The 18305-nt window shown below is 66.4% G+C and carries 20 protein-coding genes; 8 read left to right on the top strand and 12 right to left on the bottom strand.

Annotation, left to right across the window (positions count from 1 at the left end; translation table 11 throughout):
- The first annotated feature begins 42 nt into the window (after window positions 1–42).
- Together IT40_RS15890 and IT40_RS15885 are read left to right on the top strand one after the other, a co-directional pair.
- Entirely contained in the window at window positions 43–609 is a 567-nt protein-coding gene (locus IT40_RS15890; protein WP_036757242.1) for a nuclear transport factor 2 family protein, read from the top strand.
- The gene (locus tag IT40_RS15885; RefSeq protein ID WP_052096024.1) at window positions 606–1079 is read left to right on the top strand and encodes a VOC family protein; all 474 of its coding nucleotides are present in this window, start codon (window positions 606–608) and stop codon (window positions 1077–1079) included. The genes IT40_RS15890 and IT40_RS15885 overlap by 4 nt, the downstream gene beginning before the upstream one ends.
- A gap of 44 nt (window positions 1080–1123) precedes the next feature.
- Here IT40_RS15885 and IT40_RS15880 read toward each other — a convergent pair whose 3' ends face one another.
- From IT40_RS15880 to IT40_RS15870, 3 genes are read right to left on the bottom strand one after another with little or no spacing between them, the layout of a single operon-like run.
- Window positions 1124–2551: a 2-oxo acid dehydrogenase subunit E2 gene (locus tag IT40_RS15880; RefSeq protein WP_036757240.1), complete on the bottom strand. Its 1428-nt coding sequence runs from the start codon at window positions 2549–2551 to the stop codon at window positions 1124–1126.
- A gap of 2 nt (window positions 2552–2553) precedes the next feature.
- Window positions 2554–3567, bottom strand: a complete 1014-nt coding sequence (locus tag IT40_RS15875; protein ID WP_024844825.1) for an alpha-ketoacid dehydrogenase subunit beta — start codon at window positions 3565–3567, stop codon at window positions 2554–2556.
- Between the two features lie 9 nt (window positions 3568–3576).
- Complete coding sequence (locus tag IT40_RS15870) at window positions 3577–4542, bottom strand: thiamine pyrophosphate-dependent dehydrogenase E1 component subunit alpha (protein WP_036757238.1); 966 nt, start codon at window positions 4540–4542, stop codon at window positions 3577–3579.
- Window positions 4543–4668: 126 nt separating this feature from the next.
- On the opposite strand from IT40_RS15870, the gene IT40_RS15865 reads away from it, so the two are divergent.
- Together IT40_RS15865 and IT40_RS15860 are read left to right on the top strand one after the other, a co-directional pair.
- Window positions 4669–5832, top strand: coding sequence for an acyl-CoA dehydrogenase family protein (locus IT40_RS15865; RefSeq protein WP_036757236.1), 1164 nt, complete (start codon window positions 4669–4671; stop codon window positions 5830–5832).
- A gap of 71 nt (window positions 5833–5903) precedes the next feature.
- Window positions 5904–6239 (top strand): Rieske (2Fe-2S) protein, encoded by a 336-nt coding sequence (locus IT40_RS15860; protein ID WP_036757234.1) that lies wholly within the window; start codon window positions 5904–5906, stop codon window positions 6237–6239.
- A 12-nt stretch (window positions 6240–6251) separates the two neighbouring features.
- Here IT40_RS15860 and IT40_RS15855 read toward each other — a convergent pair whose 3' ends face one another.
- From IT40_RS15855 to IT40_RS15815, 9 genes are all read right to left on the bottom strand, one after another.
- Entirely contained in the window at window positions 6252–7049 is a 798-nt protein-coding gene (locus tag IT40_RS15855) for a sugar phosphate isomerase/epimerase family protein (protein ID WP_052096021.1), read from the bottom strand.
- Between the two features lie 6 nt (window positions 7050–7055).
- The gene (locus IT40_RS15850; RefSeq protein ID WP_036757230.1) at window positions 7056–7760 is read right to left on the bottom strand and encodes an ABC transporter ATP-binding protein; all 705 of its coding nucleotides are present in this window, start codon (window positions 7758–7760) and stop codon (window positions 7056–7058) included.
- Complete coding sequence (locus IT40_RS15845) at window positions 7750–8520, bottom strand: ABC transporter ATP-binding protein (RefSeq protein WP_036757227.1); 771 nt, start codon at window positions 8518–8520, stop codon at window positions 7750–7752. Before IT40_RS15845 ends, IT40_RS15850 begins: the two co-directional genes overlap by 11 nt.
- A complete protein-coding gene (locus IT40_RS15840; RefSeq protein ID WP_024844832.1) occupies window positions 8501–9400 on the bottom strand; it encodes a branched-chain amino acid ABC transporter permease in 900 nt (299 codons plus the stop codon). Before IT40_RS15840 ends, IT40_RS15845 begins: the two co-directional genes overlap by 20 nt.
- Window positions 9397–10287 carry a branched-chain amino acid ABC transporter permease gene (locus IT40_RS15835; protein WP_036757225.1) on the bottom strand — a complete coding sequence of 297 codons (891 nt, stop codon included), beginning with the start codon at window positions 10285–10287 and terminating at the stop codon, window positions 9397–9399. Before IT40_RS15835 ends, IT40_RS15840 begins: the two co-directional genes overlap by 4 nt.
- Window positions 10288–10354: 67 nt before the next feature.
- Window positions 10355–11482 carry an ABC transporter substrate-binding protein gene (locus IT40_RS15830; protein ID WP_036757221.1) on the bottom strand — a complete coding sequence of 376 codons (1128 nt, stop codon included), beginning with the start codon at window positions 11480–11482 and terminating at the stop codon, window positions 10355–10357.
- Window positions 11483–11652: 170 nt separating this feature from the next.
- Window positions 11653–13308: a class I adenylate-forming enzyme family protein gene (locus IT40_RS15825; protein WP_036757218.1), complete on the bottom strand. Its 1656-nt coding sequence runs from the start codon at window positions 13306–13308 to the stop codon at window positions 11653–11655.
- Window positions 13309–13360: 52 nt separating this feature from the next.
- Complete coding sequence (locus IT40_RS15820) at window positions 13361–13678, bottom strand: 2Fe-2S iron-sulfur cluster-binding protein (protein ID WP_036757215.1); 318 nt, start codon at window positions 13676–13678, stop codon at window positions 13361–13363.
- Window positions 13679–13705: 27 nt separating this feature from the next.
- Window positions 13706–14263, bottom strand: coding sequence for a VOC family protein (locus IT40_RS15815; protein ID WP_052096016.1), 558 nt, complete (start codon window positions 14261–14263; stop codon window positions 13706–13708).
- A gap of 282 nt (window positions 14264–14545) precedes the next feature.
- On the opposite strand from IT40_RS15815, the gene IT40_RS15810 reads away from it, so the two are divergent.
- The 4 genes from IT40_RS15810 (at window position 14546) to IT40_RS15795 (ending at window position 18304) form a co-directional block, all read left to right on the top strand.
- Window positions 14546–15220 carry a GntR family transcriptional regulator gene (locus IT40_RS15810; RefSeq protein ID WP_028710204.1) on the top strand — a complete coding sequence of 225 codons (675 nt, stop codon included), beginning with the start codon at window positions 14546–14548 and terminating at the stop codon, window positions 15218–15220.
- Window positions 15221–15386: 166 nt separating this feature from the next.
- Complete coding sequence (locus IT40_RS15805) at window positions 15387–16613, top strand: aromatic ring-hydroxylating oxygenase subunit alpha (protein WP_243700247.1); 1227 nt, start codon at window positions 15387–15389, stop codon at window positions 16611–16613.
- A 3-nt stretch (window positions 16614–16616) separates the two neighbouring features.
- Window positions 16617–17417 carry an enoyl-CoA hydratase/isomerase family protein gene (locus tag IT40_RS15800; RefSeq protein WP_028710206.1) on the top strand — a complete coding sequence of 267 codons (801 nt, stop codon included), beginning with the start codon at window positions 16617–16619 and terminating at the stop codon, window positions 17415–17417.
- 5 nt (window positions 17418–17422) lie between these two features.
- Complete coding sequence (locus IT40_RS15795) at window positions 17423–18304, top strand: SDR family oxidoreductase (RefSeq protein ID WP_208021378.1); 882 nt, start codon at window positions 17423–17425, stop codon at window positions 18302–18304.
- Window position 18305 lies beyond the last annotated feature (1 nt).

Here is an 18305-nt window from a genome sequence, read left to right as displayed (position 1 = left end):
ATGTGTGCAATAACAGTTTTACTGCTGTAAGGGAGAGACAAGTTGACCGATCTGGAAACCCGGCTGGACCGCCTGGAATCGCGTGCCGAGATCCTGGCGCTGATTTCGCATTACTGCAAAGCCTGCGACGACCGCGACGTGCCCCTGTTGCGGTCGCTGTTTCGCGAGGATTCCTGGGTGCGCTCCGCCGACGGACGCATGAAGGGCGAGGGGCTCGGGGGCATCATGCAGATGTATCGCAAGCGGTTCGAGGTGCTGGGCCTGTCGGTCCACTGGACCCATGACACTGTCGTCACCTTCGATCCCGCCGACCCGGACCGCGCCACCGGCGAGGTGTTCTGCCATGCCGAGGCGGTGCGCAACCAGCAGGTGCTGGTCGGCTCGCTACGCTACGAGGACGAATACCGCCGCCGCGACGGGAAATGGTATTTCGCCTCGCGGCTGCTGAAGTTCCTGTATTACGTCCCGGTGCAAAGCTATGCCGAGGCGCTGGCCTCGCCGCTGCGCCAGCGCGGATACGAGGCGCCGATGCCCGGCGACTATCCTGAATCGCTGCCCAGCTGGACCGGCTGGCTGCGGCATTACCAGCCCGAGGAACAGCGGGCGTGATCCTGGGGGTTCATCACGCGGCGATCTCGACCCATGACATCGAAAGGCTGATCGGCTTCTATACCGAGGTGCTGGGGTTCGAGCTGGTCCACCGCCAGTCCTGGACCGCCGATGCCGAGGTCCAGAACGCGCTGCTGGGCGCCAGCGGTTCGGCCGCACAATTGGCGATGCTGCGGCACCGGAACTGCTATCTGGAACTGTTCCAGTTCGAGGCGCCGGCCCCGGAACGGCGCAGCCCGCATCAGCGCCTGTTCGGGGCCGGGCTGACGCATCTTTGCCTGGCGGTGCAGGATCTGGACGCCGAATACGAACGGCTGCGGCAGAAGGGCGTGGTGTTCCATTCCTCGCCCCTGCCGCGGCCGACCTTCAACGCGGTCTATGGCCATGACCCGGACGGCAATGTCGTGGAACTGCTGGAGCTTTACGACGCCTCGCATCCCTTCGCGGCGCATTGGCCCGTCCCCGAATAGGAAAGGCCCCCGAAAGGGGGCCTTTGCCGCGCCGGGATGCGGCGTCACATCACCAGCGACATCGGCGCTTCGATCCGGGCCTTGAGGGTGGAGAGGAACTGCGCGGCGACCGCGCCGTCGATGCCGCGGTGATCGGCCGACAGCGTCAGCGTCGCGACGCTGGCGAAACGCAGCCCGCCATCGGCGGTCTCGCGCGCCTCGCGCCGGGGGCCGCCCACCGCCAGGATCGCGCCCTGGGGCGGGTTGATGATCGCATCGAAACTGCGCACGCCATACATGCCCAGGTTGGACAGGGTGAAGGTGCCGCCGCGCAGATCCTCGGCGGTCAGGCTGCGGTCGCGGGCGGCGGCGATCAGCCGGCCCGCTTCGGCCGAGATCTCGGTCAGGGGCCGCTGGGCGGCATTGCGGATCACCGGCGTGACCAGCCCGGCGTCGATGGCGACCGCGACGCACAGGTCCACCTGGTCGAAGCGGGTGATGCCGCTGTCCGAGACCTGGATGTTCACCTCGGGATGGGCTGCCAGGGCCAGGGCGGCGGCGCGCAGCAGGAAGTCGTTGACCGAAATTCTCGCGCTCTCGCGCCCGCTGTTGAACTGGCTGCGCAGCGCCATCAGCGCGTCCATCTCGACATCCATGGCGGTGTAGAAATGCGGCACGGTCTGCTTGGAATGGCGCAGCGCGTTGGCGATGGATTTGCGCATCCCGGTAAAGGGCTGCTCGACCCCCTGCGCCGCAGCCGCTGCCGGCGCTGCCCCAGGCGCGGCGGGAATCGCGGTGGCCTGCGGCGACCACAGGCCGGCCGCCTGGACCGCCGCCTGCACATCGGCCAGCGAGATGCGCCCGCGGTAGCCGCTTGGCTTCAGCCCGGTCAGGTCGAAGCCAAGCGCATTGGCGAAGTTCACCGCGACCGGGCTGGCATGGGCGCCCGCATTCCGCCTTGCCGCCTCGTCGGGGGCAAGCGCGGCGGGGCGCGGCGGCAGGTCGGCCTTCCTGATCTTGCCACCCCAGCCCGAACCCTCGACCCCGGCCAGGTCGATGCCGTCCTGCTCGGCGATGCGGCGCGCCAAGGGGGAGGCTTTCGGTGCGGCGCCGGCATCCGCAGGAGCATCGGCGGCGGGGGAGGGTTCGGGCCCTGCGGATTCCGCCCGTCCCTCGTCCTTGGGTTCGAACGAGGCATCGACGGGCACATAGGAGACGATGAATTCGGCCAGCTCGGCCTCGCTGGCATCGGCCTCGGCCAGCACGGCGATCAGCGCGCCGACCGGGGCGGTCTCGCCCTCGGGCACCAGGATGCGGCGCAGGGTGCCGCCCCTGTCGGTGTCCAGCGTATTGACGATCTTGTCGGTCTCGATGTCGACCAGCTCGGTGCCCGGCTCGACGCTGTCGCCCTCGGCGACGATCCAGCGCGAGATCTGGCCCTCGGACATTTCAAGGCCCCATTTCGGCAGGGTGACGGGATGGATCCGGGCCATGCTCACTCTCCTTTCACGGCTTTGCGGATGGCCGCTTCGATCCGGTCGGGGCCGGGAACATACATGCGCTCCAATTCGCGGGCGAAGGGCACCGGCGTATGCGGCGCCGTGACCCGCACCACCGGCGCACGCAGCGAGGCAAAGCCCTTTTCGGCCGCGATGGCGGCGATTTCCGAGGCGATCGAGCAGACCGGGTTGGATTCGTCCACGACCACCAGCCGCCCGGTCAGCGACAGGCTTTCCAGGATCATCTCTTCATCGATGGGCGAGGTGGAACGCAGGTCGATCAGATCGACGGTGATCCCGTCCCCGGCCAGCTTCGCCGCCGCCTTTGCGGCAAAGGAGACCATGCGGCCCAGCGTGACCACGGTCGCGTCCTTGCCCGATTGCACCAGGCTCGCGCCATGCAGCGGCGCCACGTATTCGCCGTCCGGCACCTCGCCCTTGCTGGAATAAAGCGCCTTGTGTTCCAGGAAGATCACCGGGTCGTCGTCGCGGATCGCTGCGGCCAGCATGCCCTTGGCATCGGCCGGGTTCGACGGCACCACCACCTTCAGCCCCGGCACGGCCGAAAGCATGGAATAGATGGTCTGGCTGTGCTGGGCGGCGGCGTTCATGCCGGCGCCCATGGACATGCGCACGACGATGGGCGCCTTGGCCTTGCCGCCGAACATATAGCGGAACTTGGCCATCTGGTTATAGATCTGGTCCATGGCGACGCCGACGAAATCGGCGAACATCAGCTCGGCCACCGGGCGCATGCCGGCCAGCGCCGCGCCATTGGCCAGGCCGATGATGGCGCTTTCCGAAATCGGCGTGTCGATGACGCGCTTGTCGCCGAACTCGCCCATCAGACCCTTGGTCACGCCGAAGATGCCGCCGGCCGCATCGCGGCTGCCCGACGAGCCGCCGGCACCGCCCGATACGTCCTCGCCGATGACGATGACGCCGGGATCGCGGCGCATCTCCTGAAACAGCGCCTCGTTCAGCGCCTCTCGCATAGTCTTCACGGTCATGATGCGGTCCTAGTAATCGGCATAGACGTCAGAGAGCATGATCTCGACCCCCGGCGCCGGCGCCTTGCGGGCCGAGGCCACGCAATCCTCGATGAAGGCTGCGATCTCGGCGTCGATGGCATCCAGCTCGGCCGCCTCGATCAGCTTGGCCTCGGTGACTTTCCGGCGGAAACGCAGCAGGGCGTCCTGGGTCTCGCGCAGGGTCTTGACCTCGTCCTTGGCGCGGTAGTTCTGCGGGTCGCCCTCGAAATGACCGAAATAGCGGGTCGCCTCGGCGATCAGGGCGCAGGGGCCCTTGCCTGCGCGCACATGCTCCAGCGCATCCGCCATCGCCTGGTGGACCGAGAAATAGTCGAAACCGTCCGCTTCGAACACCGGCAGCCCGAAGCCTCGCGTCCGCCCGACCAGGTCCGAGCCGATGCCATAGCCTTCGCCGGTGTGTTCGGAATAGCCGTTCAGTTCGAAGACGAAGATCTTGGGCAGCTTCAGCACGACGGCCATGTTCATCGCCTCGAAGACCGTGCCCTGGTTCGACGAGCCGCCGCCGCCGAAGGACACCGCCACGCTGCCGTCGCCGCGCGCCTGGCAGACCAGCGCCGCCCCCACCGCGATGGGCGGGCCGCCGCCGACGATGCCGTTCGCGCCCAGCATCCCCTTGTCGATGTCGGCGATGTGCATCGAGCCGCCGCGGCCCTTGCACAGCCCGTCGGCGCGGCCATAGATCTCGTGCATCATCAGCCGCGGGTCGCAGCCCTTGGCGATGCAATGGCCATGCCCGCGATGGGTCGAACTGATATAGTCGCGGTCGGTCAGATGCTCGCAGATGCCGACGGCGATCGCCTCTTGCCCCGCATACAGATGCGTGAAGCCGGCGATCTCGCCGCTGCGATTCTCGATATGCAGTCTTTCCTCGAAGTCCCGGATCATCCGCATCTGCCGATAGGCCTTCAGGATGTCGGTGCGGCTTTGTTGCATGGCCCTCTCCCGCTCGTCTTGCCCCCGGAAACTGGTCGATTCTTGCGGGCGTGTCAATTTATATATGTTCAAACGATGGCCTTTACGTATACTAAGAAAGCATAAACTGTATTTTTGGAGGAGAGGATGGATTTCCGGCTGACCGAGATCCAGCGTGACCTGCAAGAGGCGGCGCGCAAGTTCGCCCGCACCGAGCTGGTGGATCTTGCCCGCGACCTTGAAGAGAAGGCAGAGCCCGTCCCGCATGAATGGGTCAGGCGCTATGCCGAGCTGGGCTTTCTTGGCATCAACGTGGCCGAGGAATACGGCGGCATGGGGCTTGGCAACCTGGAGGCGCTGCTCGTCGTCGAGGAGTTCGCCAAGATCAGCTCGGCCGTGGCGTTTCCGGTCTTCGAATCCTGCGTCGGCCCGGTGCGCGCCATCGAGCGTTTCGCGCCGGAAAGCCTGAAGGCGCGGGTGATCCCCGCCGTCTGCCGGGGCGAGAAGGTCGTCGCCATCGGCATGTCCGAACCCGATGCCGGCTCGGCCCTGACCGACCTGAAGACCCGCGCCCGCGTCGAATCGGACAAGGTGGTGCTGAACGGCGCGAAGCGCTGGTGTTCCGGCGGCGGCCATGCCCAGGGCTACCTGGTCTATGCCCGTTTCGACGACAGGCCGGGCGCGGGCTCGATCGGTGCGGTCTATGTGGAAAAGGGCACGTCCGGCTTCAGCTTCGGCCCGCAAGAGCGGCTGATGGGGTTCCGCGGCGTGCCGTCGAGCGACCTGTTCTTCGACAATGTCGAGCTGCCGCTGGAGAATGTCGTCGTGCCCGGCGGCGGCTTCAAGCGGCTGATGGAAGCCTTCGACCTGGAGCGTTGCGGCAATGCCACCATGTCGCTGGGCCAGGCTTCCGGCGCGCTCGAGGATGTGCTGGGCTATGTCCAGGAACGCCACCAGTTCGGCCGGCCGCTGGTCGATTTCCAGGCGGTGCAGATCAAGCTGGCCGAGATGCGGCTGCGCGTCGATGCGGCGCGGCTTCTGATCCATCGCGCGGCGCAGAATGCCCAGGACGGGATGCCTTCGATCCTGGACAGTTCGCTGGCGAAATGCTTTGCCAACGAGATCTCGCGCGAAGTGACCGGCAATGCCGTGCAGCTGATGGGCGGCTACGGCTATTCCAAGGAATATCCGATGGAACGCCGGCTGCGAGATTCCTGGGGCTGGGGCATCGCCGGCGGCGCGGTGGACATCCAGAAGGTGAACATCACCGCCGCCATGATCGGCCGTCGCTTCGACCAGCGCCGCGCCTGAGCCATGCGCCGGGCCGGTTGACCGGCCCGGCGTTTCCCTTGAAACCTGCCGCAAGAAGGGAAGGGCAGAGAATGATCCCCAGAGGATTGGGCGCCGATGCCGAGGAATTCGTCGATGTCGGTGCGGTCATGCAGGTGCCGAGCATGGGGCCCTGGTTCGTCACCGCGGGCGGGCGCGAGGTGATCCTGTGCCGCCGCGACGGCGAGATCGTCGCCTTTTCGGGCAATTGCACGCATAACTTCGCCCGCCTGTCCGAGGGCGAGGTGGAAGGCAACGTGGTCATCTGTCCCAAGCACGGCGCCCGCTTCGACTGCTCGACCGGCAAGGCCATGTCCTCGCTTTGCAGCGACCTGCCCAGGGTCGAGGTCAGGATTTCCGGCCGCCGCGTGCTGGTGCGGCGCAGCTGAAGGCCCGGCCCTTCACAGCCGATAGCGCAGCAGCGCCCGTTTCAGCAGTTGCGCGCGGGCGATGGGGTCCAGCCCCTGTTTCTCAAGCCTCAGCATCGGCACCTCGACATCCAGCGGCAGGCCGGGATCGGTGGCGTCCAGCAGGGCTTGCAGGGGCAGTTCGCCCTCGCCCGGTATCTCGCGATCCTCGACCGCCTCGCGAAAGGCGTCCTCGGGCGGGGCCAGCATCGCGTCGCAGAATTGCAGCGCGCCGATGGTGTCGGCTAGGGCGCCAAGCTGGGCCGGGCTGCCGCCGGTGCGCGCCAGGTGCAGCGGATCGACCAGCAGGCTCAGGTTCGCGTGGCCGCTCTGGCGCACGAAATCCGCCGCCTCGCCCACCGTGCGCAGCGAGGAAAACGCCATGAACTCGATGGAAAGGGCGATGCCGCGCGCGGCTGCCGCGTCGCAGGTCTGCGACAGTCGGCCCGAGGCGCGGGGCAGGTCGCGGTCGTAGACCAGCACGGTGGCGCGCCGCGCCCCGATCTCGGCGGCATGGTCCAGCACCGGCAGGTAGTCGGCGGAATCGGTGCGGCCGGAAAAGGGCAGGGCCTCGACATTGTGGACCTGCACGCCCTCGGCCCCCAGCGCCTGCACGAAGGCCCGCGTGGGCGCGCCGGGCAGCAGCCGCGGAAAGATGTCGAGCTGCGGCGCCGGCGGGTGCAGAAAGACCGTGACGAAGGGAAAGCCCGCCGCGGCGGCGGCCCGGACCAGCGCCACCGGATCGGTGTCGCGCAGGCTGAGCTGGTGCAGGGTCAGGATGCGCTCGGCCATGTCCGCTCAGGCGCCCAGGTAGCTTTCGATCACCCGCTGGTCGCGCATCAGCACGTCCGAGGCGCCCTCCATCACGATCCGGCCGCGATCCAGAACATAGGCCCGCTGCGTGCATTCCAGCGCGCGATAGGCGTTCTGCTCGACCAGCAGGATGGTCAGCCCCTCGCGGTTGAGCCGGGTCAGCGCGTCGAAGACCTGGTCGCCCATCAGCGGCGACAGGCCCAGAGACGGCTCGTCCAGCAGCAGGATCTCGGGCGCGCCCATCAGCGCCCGGCCGATGGCCAGCATCTGCTGCTGGCCGCCCGAGAGCGTGCCGGCGATCTGGTCGGCGCGCTCCTCCAGGATCGGGAAGATGCCGTAGACCTGTTCCAGGCTGTATCGCGCCGGCCGCTGGCCCAGGGCCAGCATGCCCAGCTGCAGGTTTTCCCAGACCGACATGTCGGCCAGCACCTGCCGCCCCTCGGGGACATGCAGCAGGCCCTGGCGCGAGACCTGGAAGGCGGCCATGCGGCCCAGATCCTTGCCGTCGAAGACGACCTGCCCCCTTTGCGGCACCACGGTCCGGCTCAGCGCGTTCAGAAGCGTCGATTTCCCCGCCCCGTTCGAGCCGACCAGCGCCACCATCTCGCCGCGGTTCACATGCAGGCTGACATCGCGCAGCGCCTGGATGCCCTTGTAGGAGACGCTCAGATTCCTGACTTCAAGCAGCATCGGCCTTGCCTCCGATATAGGCTTCGATGACCTTTGGATCGCGGGTGACGGCCTCGGGCGGCCCCTCGGCGATCATGCGGCCGGAATCCAGCACATAGACCTGGCTGCACAGGCGCGAGACGAAGGCCACGTTATGCTCGATCAGCAAAAGCCCCATGCCCGAACGCGCCAGATCCTCGAAGATCTCGGCCATTTCGGCGGATTCGACCTCGTTCATGCCGGCCACGGGCTCGTCCAGCATGACGATGCGCGGCGCCGCGGCGATCGAACGGGCCATCTCGACCCGGCGCTGATGGCCATAGGGCAGGCTGCCCGCCTCGTAATCGGCATATTTCTGGATGCCGAAGCGGCCCAGCAGCTCCCAGGCCTGCTCGCGCAGGCGGCGGGTCTCGGCCAGGGCGGCGGGCAGGCCCATCAGGCTGGACATGACCCCGCTGCGCTGCTTGCGGAAATAGCCGATGACGACATTGTCGAGGACGCTTTCCTCGGGCAGCAGGCGGATGTTCTGGAAGGTGCGGGCGATGCCGCAGCGGGCGACCTCGTCCACATGCAGCCGCGTAAGCTGTTGCTCGTCCAGGTAGACCTCGCCCCTGGTCAGGCTGTAGACGCCCGAGATCATGTTGACGACGGTGCTTTTGCCGGCGCCGTTCGGGCCGATCAGCCCGGTGATCCGGCCGGCGGGGACGGTCATGTTGATGCCGTCGACGGCCTTCAGCCCTCCGAAATACTTGCAGGCGTCCTCAATCCGCAGCGACGACATCGGCCCCCTCCTTCCGCTTGGACATGGTTTTGGGCGCGCGGCGCAGGCGGCGGCGCAGCCAGTAGACCAGCTCATCGCCCACGCCGTTCGGCAGGAAGGTGATGACCAGGATCAGGATCACCCCGTTCAGGATGCCGCGGTTCTCGGCCAGCGGGCGCGCCAGTTCGGGCAGGATCGCCATGATCAGCGCCCCGGCGATGGGGCCCAGGAGCGTGTTGCGCCCGCCCAGCACCACCACGGTCAGGCTGGCGACCATGGCGTGAAAGCCGAAATCCACCGGCTCGATGTTGAAGACGTAAAGCGAACGCAGCGCCCCAAAGACCGCGCCGATCAGCCCCGACAGCACGAAGGCCAGCGCGTAATAGGACTTGATCGGCACGCCGAGCGAGGCGGCGACGGAATCGTCCTGGCGCAGCGCGTTGAACACCCGGCCGACCGAGGTGCGGTTGATCGACCAGATCACGTAGATCGTGACCAGCACCGCCAGCAGCAGCCAGCCGGTATTCATCACCCGCGGGATGCCCGAGATGCCGATGGCGCCGCCGGTGAAGCTTTCGAAATACAAGAGCAGCGCGATCACCACCTGCACGAAGGCCAGCGTGGCGATGGCCTGGAAGGCGCCGCGCAGCCGCGCCAGCGGCACCGACAGCACATAGCTGACCGCCATCCCCACCACGGCCGAGACCAGGATGGCCGCCGGCACCGGGACGCCGTATCGCGTCACCAGGATCGCCGTGGCATAGGCGCCAAGCGCCGAGAAGCCCGCCGTCGCGATCGAGAACACGCCCGCGCGCAGCGCCAGCTGCTGGCTGTAGCCCAGCCCGACCGCGATCAGGAAGAAGTCGATGAGCGGCTGATAGGAATAGTAAAAGGACATCATCTGCGGCTTCCTCCTGCATAGTTGCCGGCGCGTCCGAACAGGCCGTTCGGAAAGAACAGCAGCGTGACGAACAGCAGCGCGAAGATGATCGCGGTGGACAGTTCGCTGGACAGATAGGCGATGGTCAGCGACTGCACGATCCCGATCAGGATCGCCGCGACCACCGCGCCCTGAAGCGAGCCCAGCCCGCCGATCACCACCACGACGAAGGCTTGCAGCAGGAAGGGCTCGCCCATCATGAAGTGGATCGAGTTGAAGGACAGGCCGATCAGCACCCCCGCCAGCCCCGCCAGCGCCCCGGCGATGAAGAAGGTCTGGCGATAGACCGCCGCGGCCGAGATGCCCAGCAGCGCCGAGGCATGTTCGTTGCTGGACACCGCCCGGACCTGGCGGCCGAAGCTGGTGCGGTTGATGTAATAGGCCAGGGCCAGCACCAGGACCAGCACCAGCCCCAGGATGGTCAGCTGCAACAGCGAGATGCGCATCCCCCAGAAGCTGAAGAACTTGACCGGGAAGGTGCCGAAGGGAAAGCTCAGCACCTTGGTGTTCGAGACCTGCTGGGCGATGTTCATCAGGATGAGGTCCACCCCGATCGAGGTGACGATGGCGGCGAATTCGGCATGGCCCGACTTGCGCAATTGCCGGAAGGCCACGAAATCCACCACGACCGAGATCGCCCCGGTCGCGATGGTCGCCAGCAGCAGCGCGAACCAGAAGGGCAGCCCCTGCGCCGTCGCGTAATAGGCGATGAAGGCACCGGCCATGAAGATCGCGCCATGGGCGAGGTTCAGCAGTTTCTGCACGCCGAAGATCAGCGTGAAGCCAAGCGCGAACAGGGCATAGATCGCGCCGGACACCGTTCCATTGAGTATCTGTTGCAGTAGCATCCCGGTGGTCCGTCCAAAAGGGTTGCGGCCAGGGCGCCCGGCGCCCCGGCCCATGGCGCGCGGGCGATCAGCGCGGAGCCTGGACGAAGGCGCCGTCCTGCACCGTCAGCACGTTCATGCCCACATGCGGATAGCGTTTCTCGTCCACCGAATAGCTGCCCTGGCCGGCGGCCACGCGGACCTCGCTGGTCTTGCCCAGCTGGTCGCGCAGCGCCTCGCGCGTGGGTTCGGGCATGGACTTCAGCGCATTGGCCATCACCAGCATCCCGCCGTAGCCGACGGCGTTCCAGTTGTCGGCCTCGTGGCCGAACGTCTCGCTGAACTCGGTGGCGAAGGCCTTGGTGAAATCGTCATAGCCGCCCGGCACCCAGTCGGCGATGAAGGTGACGCCCTCGACGCCGGCGCCGCCGCGGTTCAGGAATTCGGGCGAGGCGAAGGCATTGTGGCCGAAGACCGGCGTCGCCGGGTCCAGTCCGGCCTGGCGCAGCTGGACGATGATGTTCGCCCCCTGCGAGGCCGAGGCCGAGACGAAGACGCAATCCTGCTGCGAGGTGGCAATCTTGGTCGCCACCGACGAGAAGTCGGAATCGGTGCCGCCGACCTGTTCGACGGTGGTGATCCTGACGCCCTTGTCGGTCATCAGCTTCTCGAACTGCTTTTGCAGCGCGACATAGGCCTCGATGTCGCGGATGCCGATGACGGCGCATTCCTTCACGCCTTTCACATCGGCCGCGTAATCCACCAGATAGGGGATGGTGATTTCCGGCGGCTGGGTCAGGATGAACGACCAGGGCCCCTGATCCAGCACCTCGGGCGTGTTCGTCGTGGTGACGACGGGCACCTTGTATTGGTTGCCCGAGGACGCGCCGGCGATCGCGACCGCGCCGCTGGTCGGACCCAGGATCCCCAGGATCGACGGATCGTTGGCATAGCGCGCGATCAGCGACATGGTCTGCGTGCGATCCGTGGCGTCGTCGGCATAGGTGACCTTGAGCGTGTTGCCCTCGCCCAGAAGGCCCTGTTCGTTGATCTGCTGCTCGGCCAGGCGCATGCCGTCGGCGACGGCGGTGCCGATGAAGGCTGCGGGGCCGGTCAGGGCTTGCAGGACGACGACGTGATACTCGTCGGATTGGGCGGCCATGGCGGGCAGCAACGCCATTGCGGTGCAGGTGGCGAACAGATTGGACAGTTTCACGACGGTTTCCTCCCCAGGAATGTGAACGGCGGGTTGACCTGGCGGTCGCCCGGTATCGGATCGCGATCCTTCGCGATCCGTGACGGATTCTCGGCTTCCTCCACAATACTATGTATATCACAGATGGATATAAAAATATTGTAGAACGAAGTAAAAATACTTGTGATGGATTATTGGGCGGCGCAGCTATCCGCCGCCATCTCTTGCACCATGTCGCGCAGCTTGAATTTCTGGATCTTGCTGGCGGACATCGGCCATTCGGCGATGAAATGGACGTCGCGCGGCACCTTGAATCTGGCGATGCGCGTCTTGCAATAGGCGATCAGCGCGGCCGGGTCCACGCTTTGGCCCGGCACCAGTTCCACGAAGGCCACCGGCACCTCTTGCAGCCGCGGATCGGGCTTGCCGACGACCTGGCAGGTCTTGACCGCGGGATGCTGGGCCACGACCATCTCGATCTCCAGCGCGGCGACGTTTTCGCCGCCGACCTTCAGCATGTCCTTGGCCCGGCCGTGGAACATCAGCGTGCCGGCAGCGTCGAGCGAGCCGAGGTCGCCGGTATGGAACCAGCCGTCGCGCTTGGCCTCGGCGGTCTTTTCGGGATCGCCGTAATATTCGGTGAAGATCGAGAAGCCCTTGACGCAGATCTCGCCGATCTCGCCCGGCGCGGCCTCGGTGCCGTCCTCGCGCGCGATGCGCACGGACAGCCCGTCGAAGGGACGGCCAAGGCGGTTGAAGCGCTCGGCCTCGCTGTCGGCGGGGTCGCTGGTGGTGACGGTGCCGGCGGTTTCGGTCATGCCATAGGTGCCGACGAAGACCGCGTTGGGAAAGCTCTTGCGCATCAACTCGCGGAACGGCTCCGGGCTCAGCGCCATCGAGCAGTTGATGAGCCGCAGCGATGCCATGTCCTCGGCGCGGAAATCCGGGTGATAGACCATGTCCGACAGGAACAGGGCAAAGCTGGGATAGCCGATGGTCGGCCGCGCCTCGCGCACCAGCCGCAGCGCAGCGCCGGCGTCGAAATGCTGCATGCCGATATAGGTGGCGCCGGCATGATAGGCCGCGCATAGCGGGAAAAGCGCGCCGACATGGAACATGGGCAGGGGCGACCAGAACGCGTCCCGATCGGTCATCCCGTAGCGCTCGGCCAGGCCCATGCCGGTGCGGACCAGCGCCTCGTGGCTGATCATGCAGCCTTTCGGATTCGAGGTCGTCCCCGAAGTATACAATATCAGCGCCGTCTGCCGCAGCGTGACGGCGCGGCGCAGCCGGTCGATCAGCGCGTCCTCGACATCGGCGGCGAAGCGCTGGGACACGGACTGGCGCAGGCATCCGGCCGAGGGTTCGTCGGTCAGCAGGGTGATGCCGCGCAAGCGGGGGGCCTCGGGCAGGCTGATCGGCTGGTCCGGGGGCGCGTCGCGCAGGGCCGGAAAGGCCTGGTGCAGCCGCGCCCGGAAGTCCAGCCCCTCGGCCACCTGCGTTGTCGAGATGATATGCACCAGGTCGGCGTTGACGGTCTGGTAGCGCAGCTCGTGTTCGCGATAGCGGGCATTCATCGGCACCGAGACCGCGCCCAGATAGGCCAGCCCGAAGTAGTATTCCAGGTATTCGATGCAGCTGGGCAGGAAGATCCCGACATGGTCGCCGGGCCGCACGCCCAGGCCGTAAAGTTCGCGGGCCCGCAGCATGGCGGCCTGGTGCAGCTGGCGAAAGCTGCGGTTCTGGTCGGGAAACCGGATCGCGTCCTTGTCCGGCGTCCGTGCCGTTGCCCGGACCAGAAGATCGCCGACCGTGGTGGTGGCCGTGTAGTTGAGCGTAGCTGACATCTTTCCCCCCGGCCCGTTCGCGCCGGGCCCCTCATTGCTGCGACGATTGCGGCTATTCCTCGGGTGCCAGCGTCACCTCGAGCCCGGCAAGGTCGTCGGTCACGGGGATCTGGCAGCTCAGCCGCGATGTGTCGCGATAGGTTTCCATGAATTCAAGCAGTTCCCGTTCGTCGGGCTGTTGTTCCGGCAGGCGGTCGAGCCAGCCGGGCGCGACATAGATGTGGCAGGTCGCGCAAGAGCAGGAACCGCCGCAGATCGCGGCGACGTCAAGGCCGGCCACGTCGCGCAGGGCCTCCATCAGGCTGGTTCCGGGTGCTGCGTCGAACTCCTTCACGCTTCCGTCGCGGTCCGTGGCTGTGATTCGTGGCATCTGGCGTCCTTGTCTGTCGATCTGGGGCTAGAGATGGCGGATGGGCTGCGAGCCGTCCCAATCGGCCGCCAGCGACTCCAGCCGGGCAAAGAATTTCACGAGCCCGGCAGAGGGCTGCACGATCTCGATCACCCGGCCCTGGTCCAGCGGGTCGCTGTCCAGATAGGCAAAGGGAATGCCGGCCGCGGTGCGCCCGCCCATCAGCACCTCGATGCCCTCGGCCTGCCAGGCGGCAAGGTCGGCGTCCAGATCCCTGGACAGCAGGCAGACGTGATGCAGGCCGCCGCCGCGCCGCGCGATGAAATCGGTGAACATCGAATCGTCGCCGCCGGTCTGCTGGATGATCTCGATCTGCATGCCGCCCCAGGAAGCCAGCGCCACCGCGTTCTCGACCTGGATCGGCCGGCCGCGATAATGCAGCTCGGCATAGTCGATTCGCGGGGTGACGAGGAACGGGCCCACGCCCAGCGTCTGCGTCCAATGTGCCAGCGCGCACTCCAGGTCGGGCACGACATAGCCCATCTGGACGATGGCGCCCTGGCGCGACCTGGCCTTGGTTCCCACGGGATCGAAGCTGTCCGGCATTGATCCTCCCCCTCCGTGGCGGCATCATTGTGTATTTTTTACCGCATTTCAATATACAATTCTTGCCAATGCGAGATTTTCATCCTGAAGGCCCGCCCGGACGCGAAAACGGGCTGCTTCCAGCCGGTGTGGCCACCTTGCCATCGGCAACAGTATTGCAGAGCGACTCGGGCTTGGAATACGCTGGGCGTGAAGTGTAAGCATACAATCTGCTGCCACCTGGCGTATATGGGAAGCCTGTTTCGACCGGGTCAAGCTCATGGGCAGAGAAGGAGAAGAAAAATGGCACGATCTGCCGGAATGACGCATTCGGAGAAGGTTCGGCTTGCGCTCGAACAGGACATCTTCTCGGGCGCCATCGCGCCGGGAAGCTCGCTGGACGAAGAGGAGCTTGCCCGCCGCTTCGAGGTTTCCCGCACCCCCGTGCGCGAGGCCATCCTGCAACTGATCGAGTCCGGCATCGTGGAAAAGCGGCCCCGGCAGGGCGCAGTCGTCACCATGACCGATGTCACCGACCTGATCCGGCAGTTCGAGGTGATGTCCGAACTGGAATCCATCTGCGCCAAATACTCGGCCCGGCGGATGACCCCGGAAGAGCGCGCAACGCTGAAGGAGGTGCATGAACAGTCCGAGCGCGCCTTCGCCGCCGGCGACCAGGACAACTATTATGCGCTGAGCCGCAAGTTCCACCTGCTGGTGATCGACGGCACGCATAACAAGGAACTGATCGACATGACCAACAAGCTCGGCAGCAAGCTGGTGCCCTATCGCCGCTTCCAGCTGGGCTATCCGGGCCAGTCGCAGTCGAACCTGGAGGATCACCGCGCGATTCTGGAGGCGATCCTGGCCCAGGACGTCGAGCGGGCGGCCGAACAATTCCGCAAGCATACCAAGGTCCAGGGCGACATCCTGGCCGATTACATCGCCATGAACGAGGAGCGCGTCCGGGCCAGCTGATCTCCCTGCCGATTTCAATCCACAAATTTTGTTCTTGCGTATGCAGTAATGATCTATAAAAATACATACTAATCGGCCGGGTCGGATGCTTTCCGCCCCATGGCCTGATCGCATCAGCGTCTTCTGGGGAGGAATGGCGATGAATCCGCAAGAAAAGCAGCGTATCTTGGATCAGCAGGCTTACGAAAGCGCGCGCGGGGGTCCGCCCGAGGGGTTCCCGCAATTCCCCGACCTGCCGGGCCTGCGCTATACCGATCCCGCCTTCTTCGCGCTGGAGATGGAGCATCTTTGGCGCAAGACCTGGCTCTATGCCGTCCATGCCGACGAATTGCCCGAGGTCGGCTCCTACATCCAGTGGTCGCGCCTGGGCGAGCCGCTGTTCTTCATCCGTGGCGAGGACCGGAAGGTCCGCTGCTTTTACAACACCTGCCGCCATCGCGGTGCGCCCGTCGTGACCGAGCCGTCCGGCAAGTCCCGCGGCGTGTCCTGCAAGTATCACGGCTGGACCTACAACACGCGCGGCGAGCTGATCAACCTGCGCGACCGGCGCGATTTCGTCGGGCTGGATCTCAGCTGCCGTTCGCTGGTCGAGGTGCGCTGCGAGAATATCGGCAACCTGTATTTCGTGAACCTCGATTCCGACGCCATGGCCCTGCGCGACTATCTGGGCCCGGTGGCGCAGGCGCTGGACGAGATGAAGCCCGACACGCTGGCGCTGATCGACAAGTCCACGATCCAGGTGAAATGCAACGTCAAGATCCTGATCGACGCCTTCCTCGAGGTCTATCACCTCAAGTCGATCCACCAGAACACCGTGGACCGTTTCCTGGACCACCGCGGCTCGGCCATCACGCTATACGAACACGGGCATTCCCGCATGGTCACGCCCTTCAAGCGCGAGGGCTGGAAAGACCCCGGCGTGCGCGGCCTGCCCGAGATCGACGGCGTCGATCCCTGGTTCGGCGACACCAACCTGTCGCTGATGGGCTATCCGAACCTGGTCACGCCGGTTTCGCCCTGGGGGATCCCGGTCCTGGCCTTCTGGCCCGAAACCATCGACACCATGTCGATCGACGTGTACTGGTTCGCGCCGCATTGGGGCGAGGGGCCGCGCCCCGAGGTCTGGGACATGCGCATCCGCAATTTCGCCGCGATCCTGGAAGAAGACCTGCAATTCGCCGACAAGATCCAGATCGCCGCCATGTCCAGCGGACTGCGGGACTTTCCGCTGAACTACCAGGAACGGCGGATCTATCACTGGCACGAGGAACTCGACCGCCGCATCGGTGCCGACCGCGTGCCCCCGGCGCTGCGCATCAAGCCGTTGTTGCAGCCTTATTGGGACAGCCACTGGAAACCGGCCGAGGTACCCTCGGAAACCGAGCGGGCCTGAGCCATGCCGGACCTGCCCGTCCTTCCTCCGACCGTTCGCTATGAACGGCGCGGCGCGGTGGCGATCATTCGCATCGACCGGCCCGAACTGCGCAACGCGGCCGACCGCGCCACCTCCTACGGCGTCCACGAGGCGCTGTGCCATGCCGAGGCCGACGAAAGCGTCGGCGCCATCGTCCTGACCGGCACCGGCGAGCGCGCCTTCTGCGCCGGCATGGACCTGAAGGAGGCCGGCCGCATGGGCTCGGGCACCGGGCTGGTGCCGGGCGCGGGCTTTCTGGGCGTGACCGAGCGGCGCTGCCCCAAGCCGCTGATCGCGGCCGTCAACGGCGCGGCCGTCGCCGGCGGCTGCGAGGCGGCGCTGGCCTGCGACCTGGTCGTCGCGGCGGACCACGCGGTCTTCGGCCTGCCCGAGATCCGCCGCGGCATGGTCGCCTTTGCCGGCGGCGTGCAGCGGCTGGCGCAGATCCTGCCGCGGCAGAAGGCCTTCGAGGTGATCTTTTCGGGCGCCCATTACCCGGCGCAGGCTTTCGCCGCGCTGGGGCTGGTCAATCGCGTCGTGCCGGGCGACCGGGTGCTGGACGAGGCCGTCGCCCTGGCCGAGGAGGTGCTGGCCAATTCCTGGCACTGCCTGCGCCTTGCCAAGCAGCTTTACGAGGTGGCGCGGGACGAGACGCTGCAAGCCGCGATCGACTGGGGCCACCGGCACGGCCCCGCGCTGATGAACTCGGCCGACAGCCGCGAGGGGATCGCGGCCTTCAACCAGGGCCGGGACGCAAATTTCGCCAATGGGACACGGATATGAACGAAATGGCACAGCCCTCGGCGGCAGGCCCGCACGGGTTTCAATGGTTCCTGACCGATGAGGAACTGGCAAGCCGGCCGACGATCTACGCCCCCGATCTTTTCGCGGGCAAGCGCTTCCTGATCACCGGCGGCGGCACCGGCATGGGCCGGGCGATGACCTTCCTGCTGGCCCGGCTGGGCGCGAAGGTCATGATCGCCGGCCGGCGCGAGGAGGTGCTGGCCGATGCGCAAGAGGCGGTCGGGCGCCTGACCGGCCAGCATGTCGACTACATGCCGATGTCGATCCGCGACCCCGACCAGGTCGATGCGCTGCTGGACCGGGTCTTCGGCGACTGGGGCGGGCTCGACACGCTGGTGAACAATGCCGGCGGCCAGTTCCCGCAGGACGCCATCGACTTTTCGCGCAAGGGCTGGAACTCGGTCATCGACCTGAACCTGAACGGGACGTGGTGGATGATGCAGGGCGCCGCCCAACGCTGGCACGACCGGGACGAGGCCGGCAACGTCATCTCGATCGTGGCCCATGTCGGGCGCGGCATGCCGCAGGCCGCGCATACCTGCGCGGCGCGGGCGGGGGTGATCTATCTCAGCCGGACGGTGGCGACGGAATGGGCGCCGCTGAACATCCGGGTGAACTGCATCGCGCCGGGCGCCATCGCCTCGGAAGGGCTGTCGAAATATCCCGAGCACGCCACCGCGCGCTTTCGCAACGTCAACCCGCAGCGGCGCATGGGCAACGGCTGGGACATCGCGGAAGGCGTGGCCTACCTGTCCTCGGATGCGGGCAATTTCATCACCGGCGAGGTGCTGACCATCGACGGCGGCATGCAGATGTGGGGCACGGTCTGGCCCGCCGGCGTGCCCGAGCATTTCAACGTGGTATGAC

Origin of the sequence: Paracoccus versutus (assembly GCF_000763885.1) — a bacterium.
Classification (GTDB): Bacteria; Pseudomonadota; Alphaproteobacteria; order Rhodobacterales; family Rhodobacteraceae; genus Paracoccus; species Paracoccus versutus.
The sequence above is the reverse complement of the archived record's forward strand: the minus strand, read 5'-3'. Positions and strand labels throughout refer to the sequence as shown.

What these genes read in the sequence shown, in the direction of transcription:
- IT40_RS15880 (WP_036757240.1), bottom strand. Translation starts at nt 2,551, where the DNA reads ATGGCCCGGATCCATCCCGTCACCCTGCCGAAATGGGGCCTTGAAATG.
- IT40_RS15875 (WP_024844825.1), bottom strand. Translation starts at nt 3,567, where the DNA reads ATGACCGTGAAGACTATGCGAGAGGCGCTGAACGAGGCGCTGTTTCAG.
- IT40_RS15870 (WP_036757238.1), bottom strand. Translation starts at nt 4,542, where the DNA reads ATGCAACAAAGCCGCACCGACATCCTGAAGGCCTATCGGCAGATGCGG.
- IT40_RS15865 (WP_036757236.1), top strand. Translation starts at nt 4,669, where the DNA reads ATGGATTTCCGGCTGACCGAGATCCAGCGTGACCTGCAAGAGGCGGCG.
- IT40_RS15860 (WP_036757234.1), top strand. Translation starts at nt 5,904, where the DNA reads ATGATCCCCAGAGGATTGGGCGCCGATGCCGAGGAATTCGTCGATGTC.
- IT40_RS15855 (WP_052096021.1), bottom strand. Translation starts at nt 7,049, where the DNA reads ATGGCCGAGCGCATCCTGACCCTGCACCAGCTCAGCCTGCGCGACACC.
- IT40_RS15850 (WP_036757230.1), bottom strand. Translation starts at nt 7,760, where the DNA reads ATGCTGCTTGAAGTCAGGAATCTGAGCGTCTCCTACAAGGGCATCCAG.
- IT40_RS15845 (WP_036757227.1), bottom strand. Translation starts at nt 8,520, where the DNA reads ATGTCGTCGCTGCGGATTGAGGACGCCTGCAAGTATTTCGGAGGGCTG.
- IT40_RS15840 (WP_024844832.1), bottom strand. Translation starts at nt 9,400, where the DNA reads ATGATGTCCTTTTACTATTCCTATCAGCCGCTCATCGACTTCTTCCTG.
- IT40_RS15835 (WP_036757225.1), bottom strand. Translation starts at nt 10,287, where the DNA reads ATGCTACTGCAACAGATACTCAATGGAACGGTGTCCGGCGCGATCTAT.
- IT40_RS15825 (WP_036757218.1), bottom strand. Translation starts at nt 13,308, where the DNA reads ATGTCAGCTACGCTCAACTACACGGCCACCACCACGGTCGGCGATCTT.
- IT40_RS15820 (WP_036757215.1), bottom strand. Translation starts at nt 13,678, where the DNA reads ATGCCACGAATCACAGCCACGGACCGCGACGGAAGCGTGAAGGAGTTC.
- IT40_RS15815 (WP_052096016.1), bottom strand. Translation starts at nt 14,263, where the DNA reads ATGCCGGACAGCTTCGATCCCGTGGGAACCAAGGCCAGGTCGCGCCAG.
- IT40_RS15810 (WP_028710204.1), top strand. Translation starts at nt 14,546, where the DNA reads ATGGCACGATCTGCCGGAATGACGCATTCGGAGAAGGTTCGGCTTGCG.
- IT40_RS15800 (WP_028710206.1), top strand. Translation starts at nt 16,617, where the DNA reads ATGCCGGACCTGCCCGTCCTTCCTCCGACCGTTCGCTATGAACGGCGC.
- IT40_RS15795 (WP_208021378.1), top strand. Translation starts at nt 17,423, where the DNA reads ATGGCACAGCCCTCGGCGGCAGGCCCGCACGGGTTTCAATGGTTCCTG.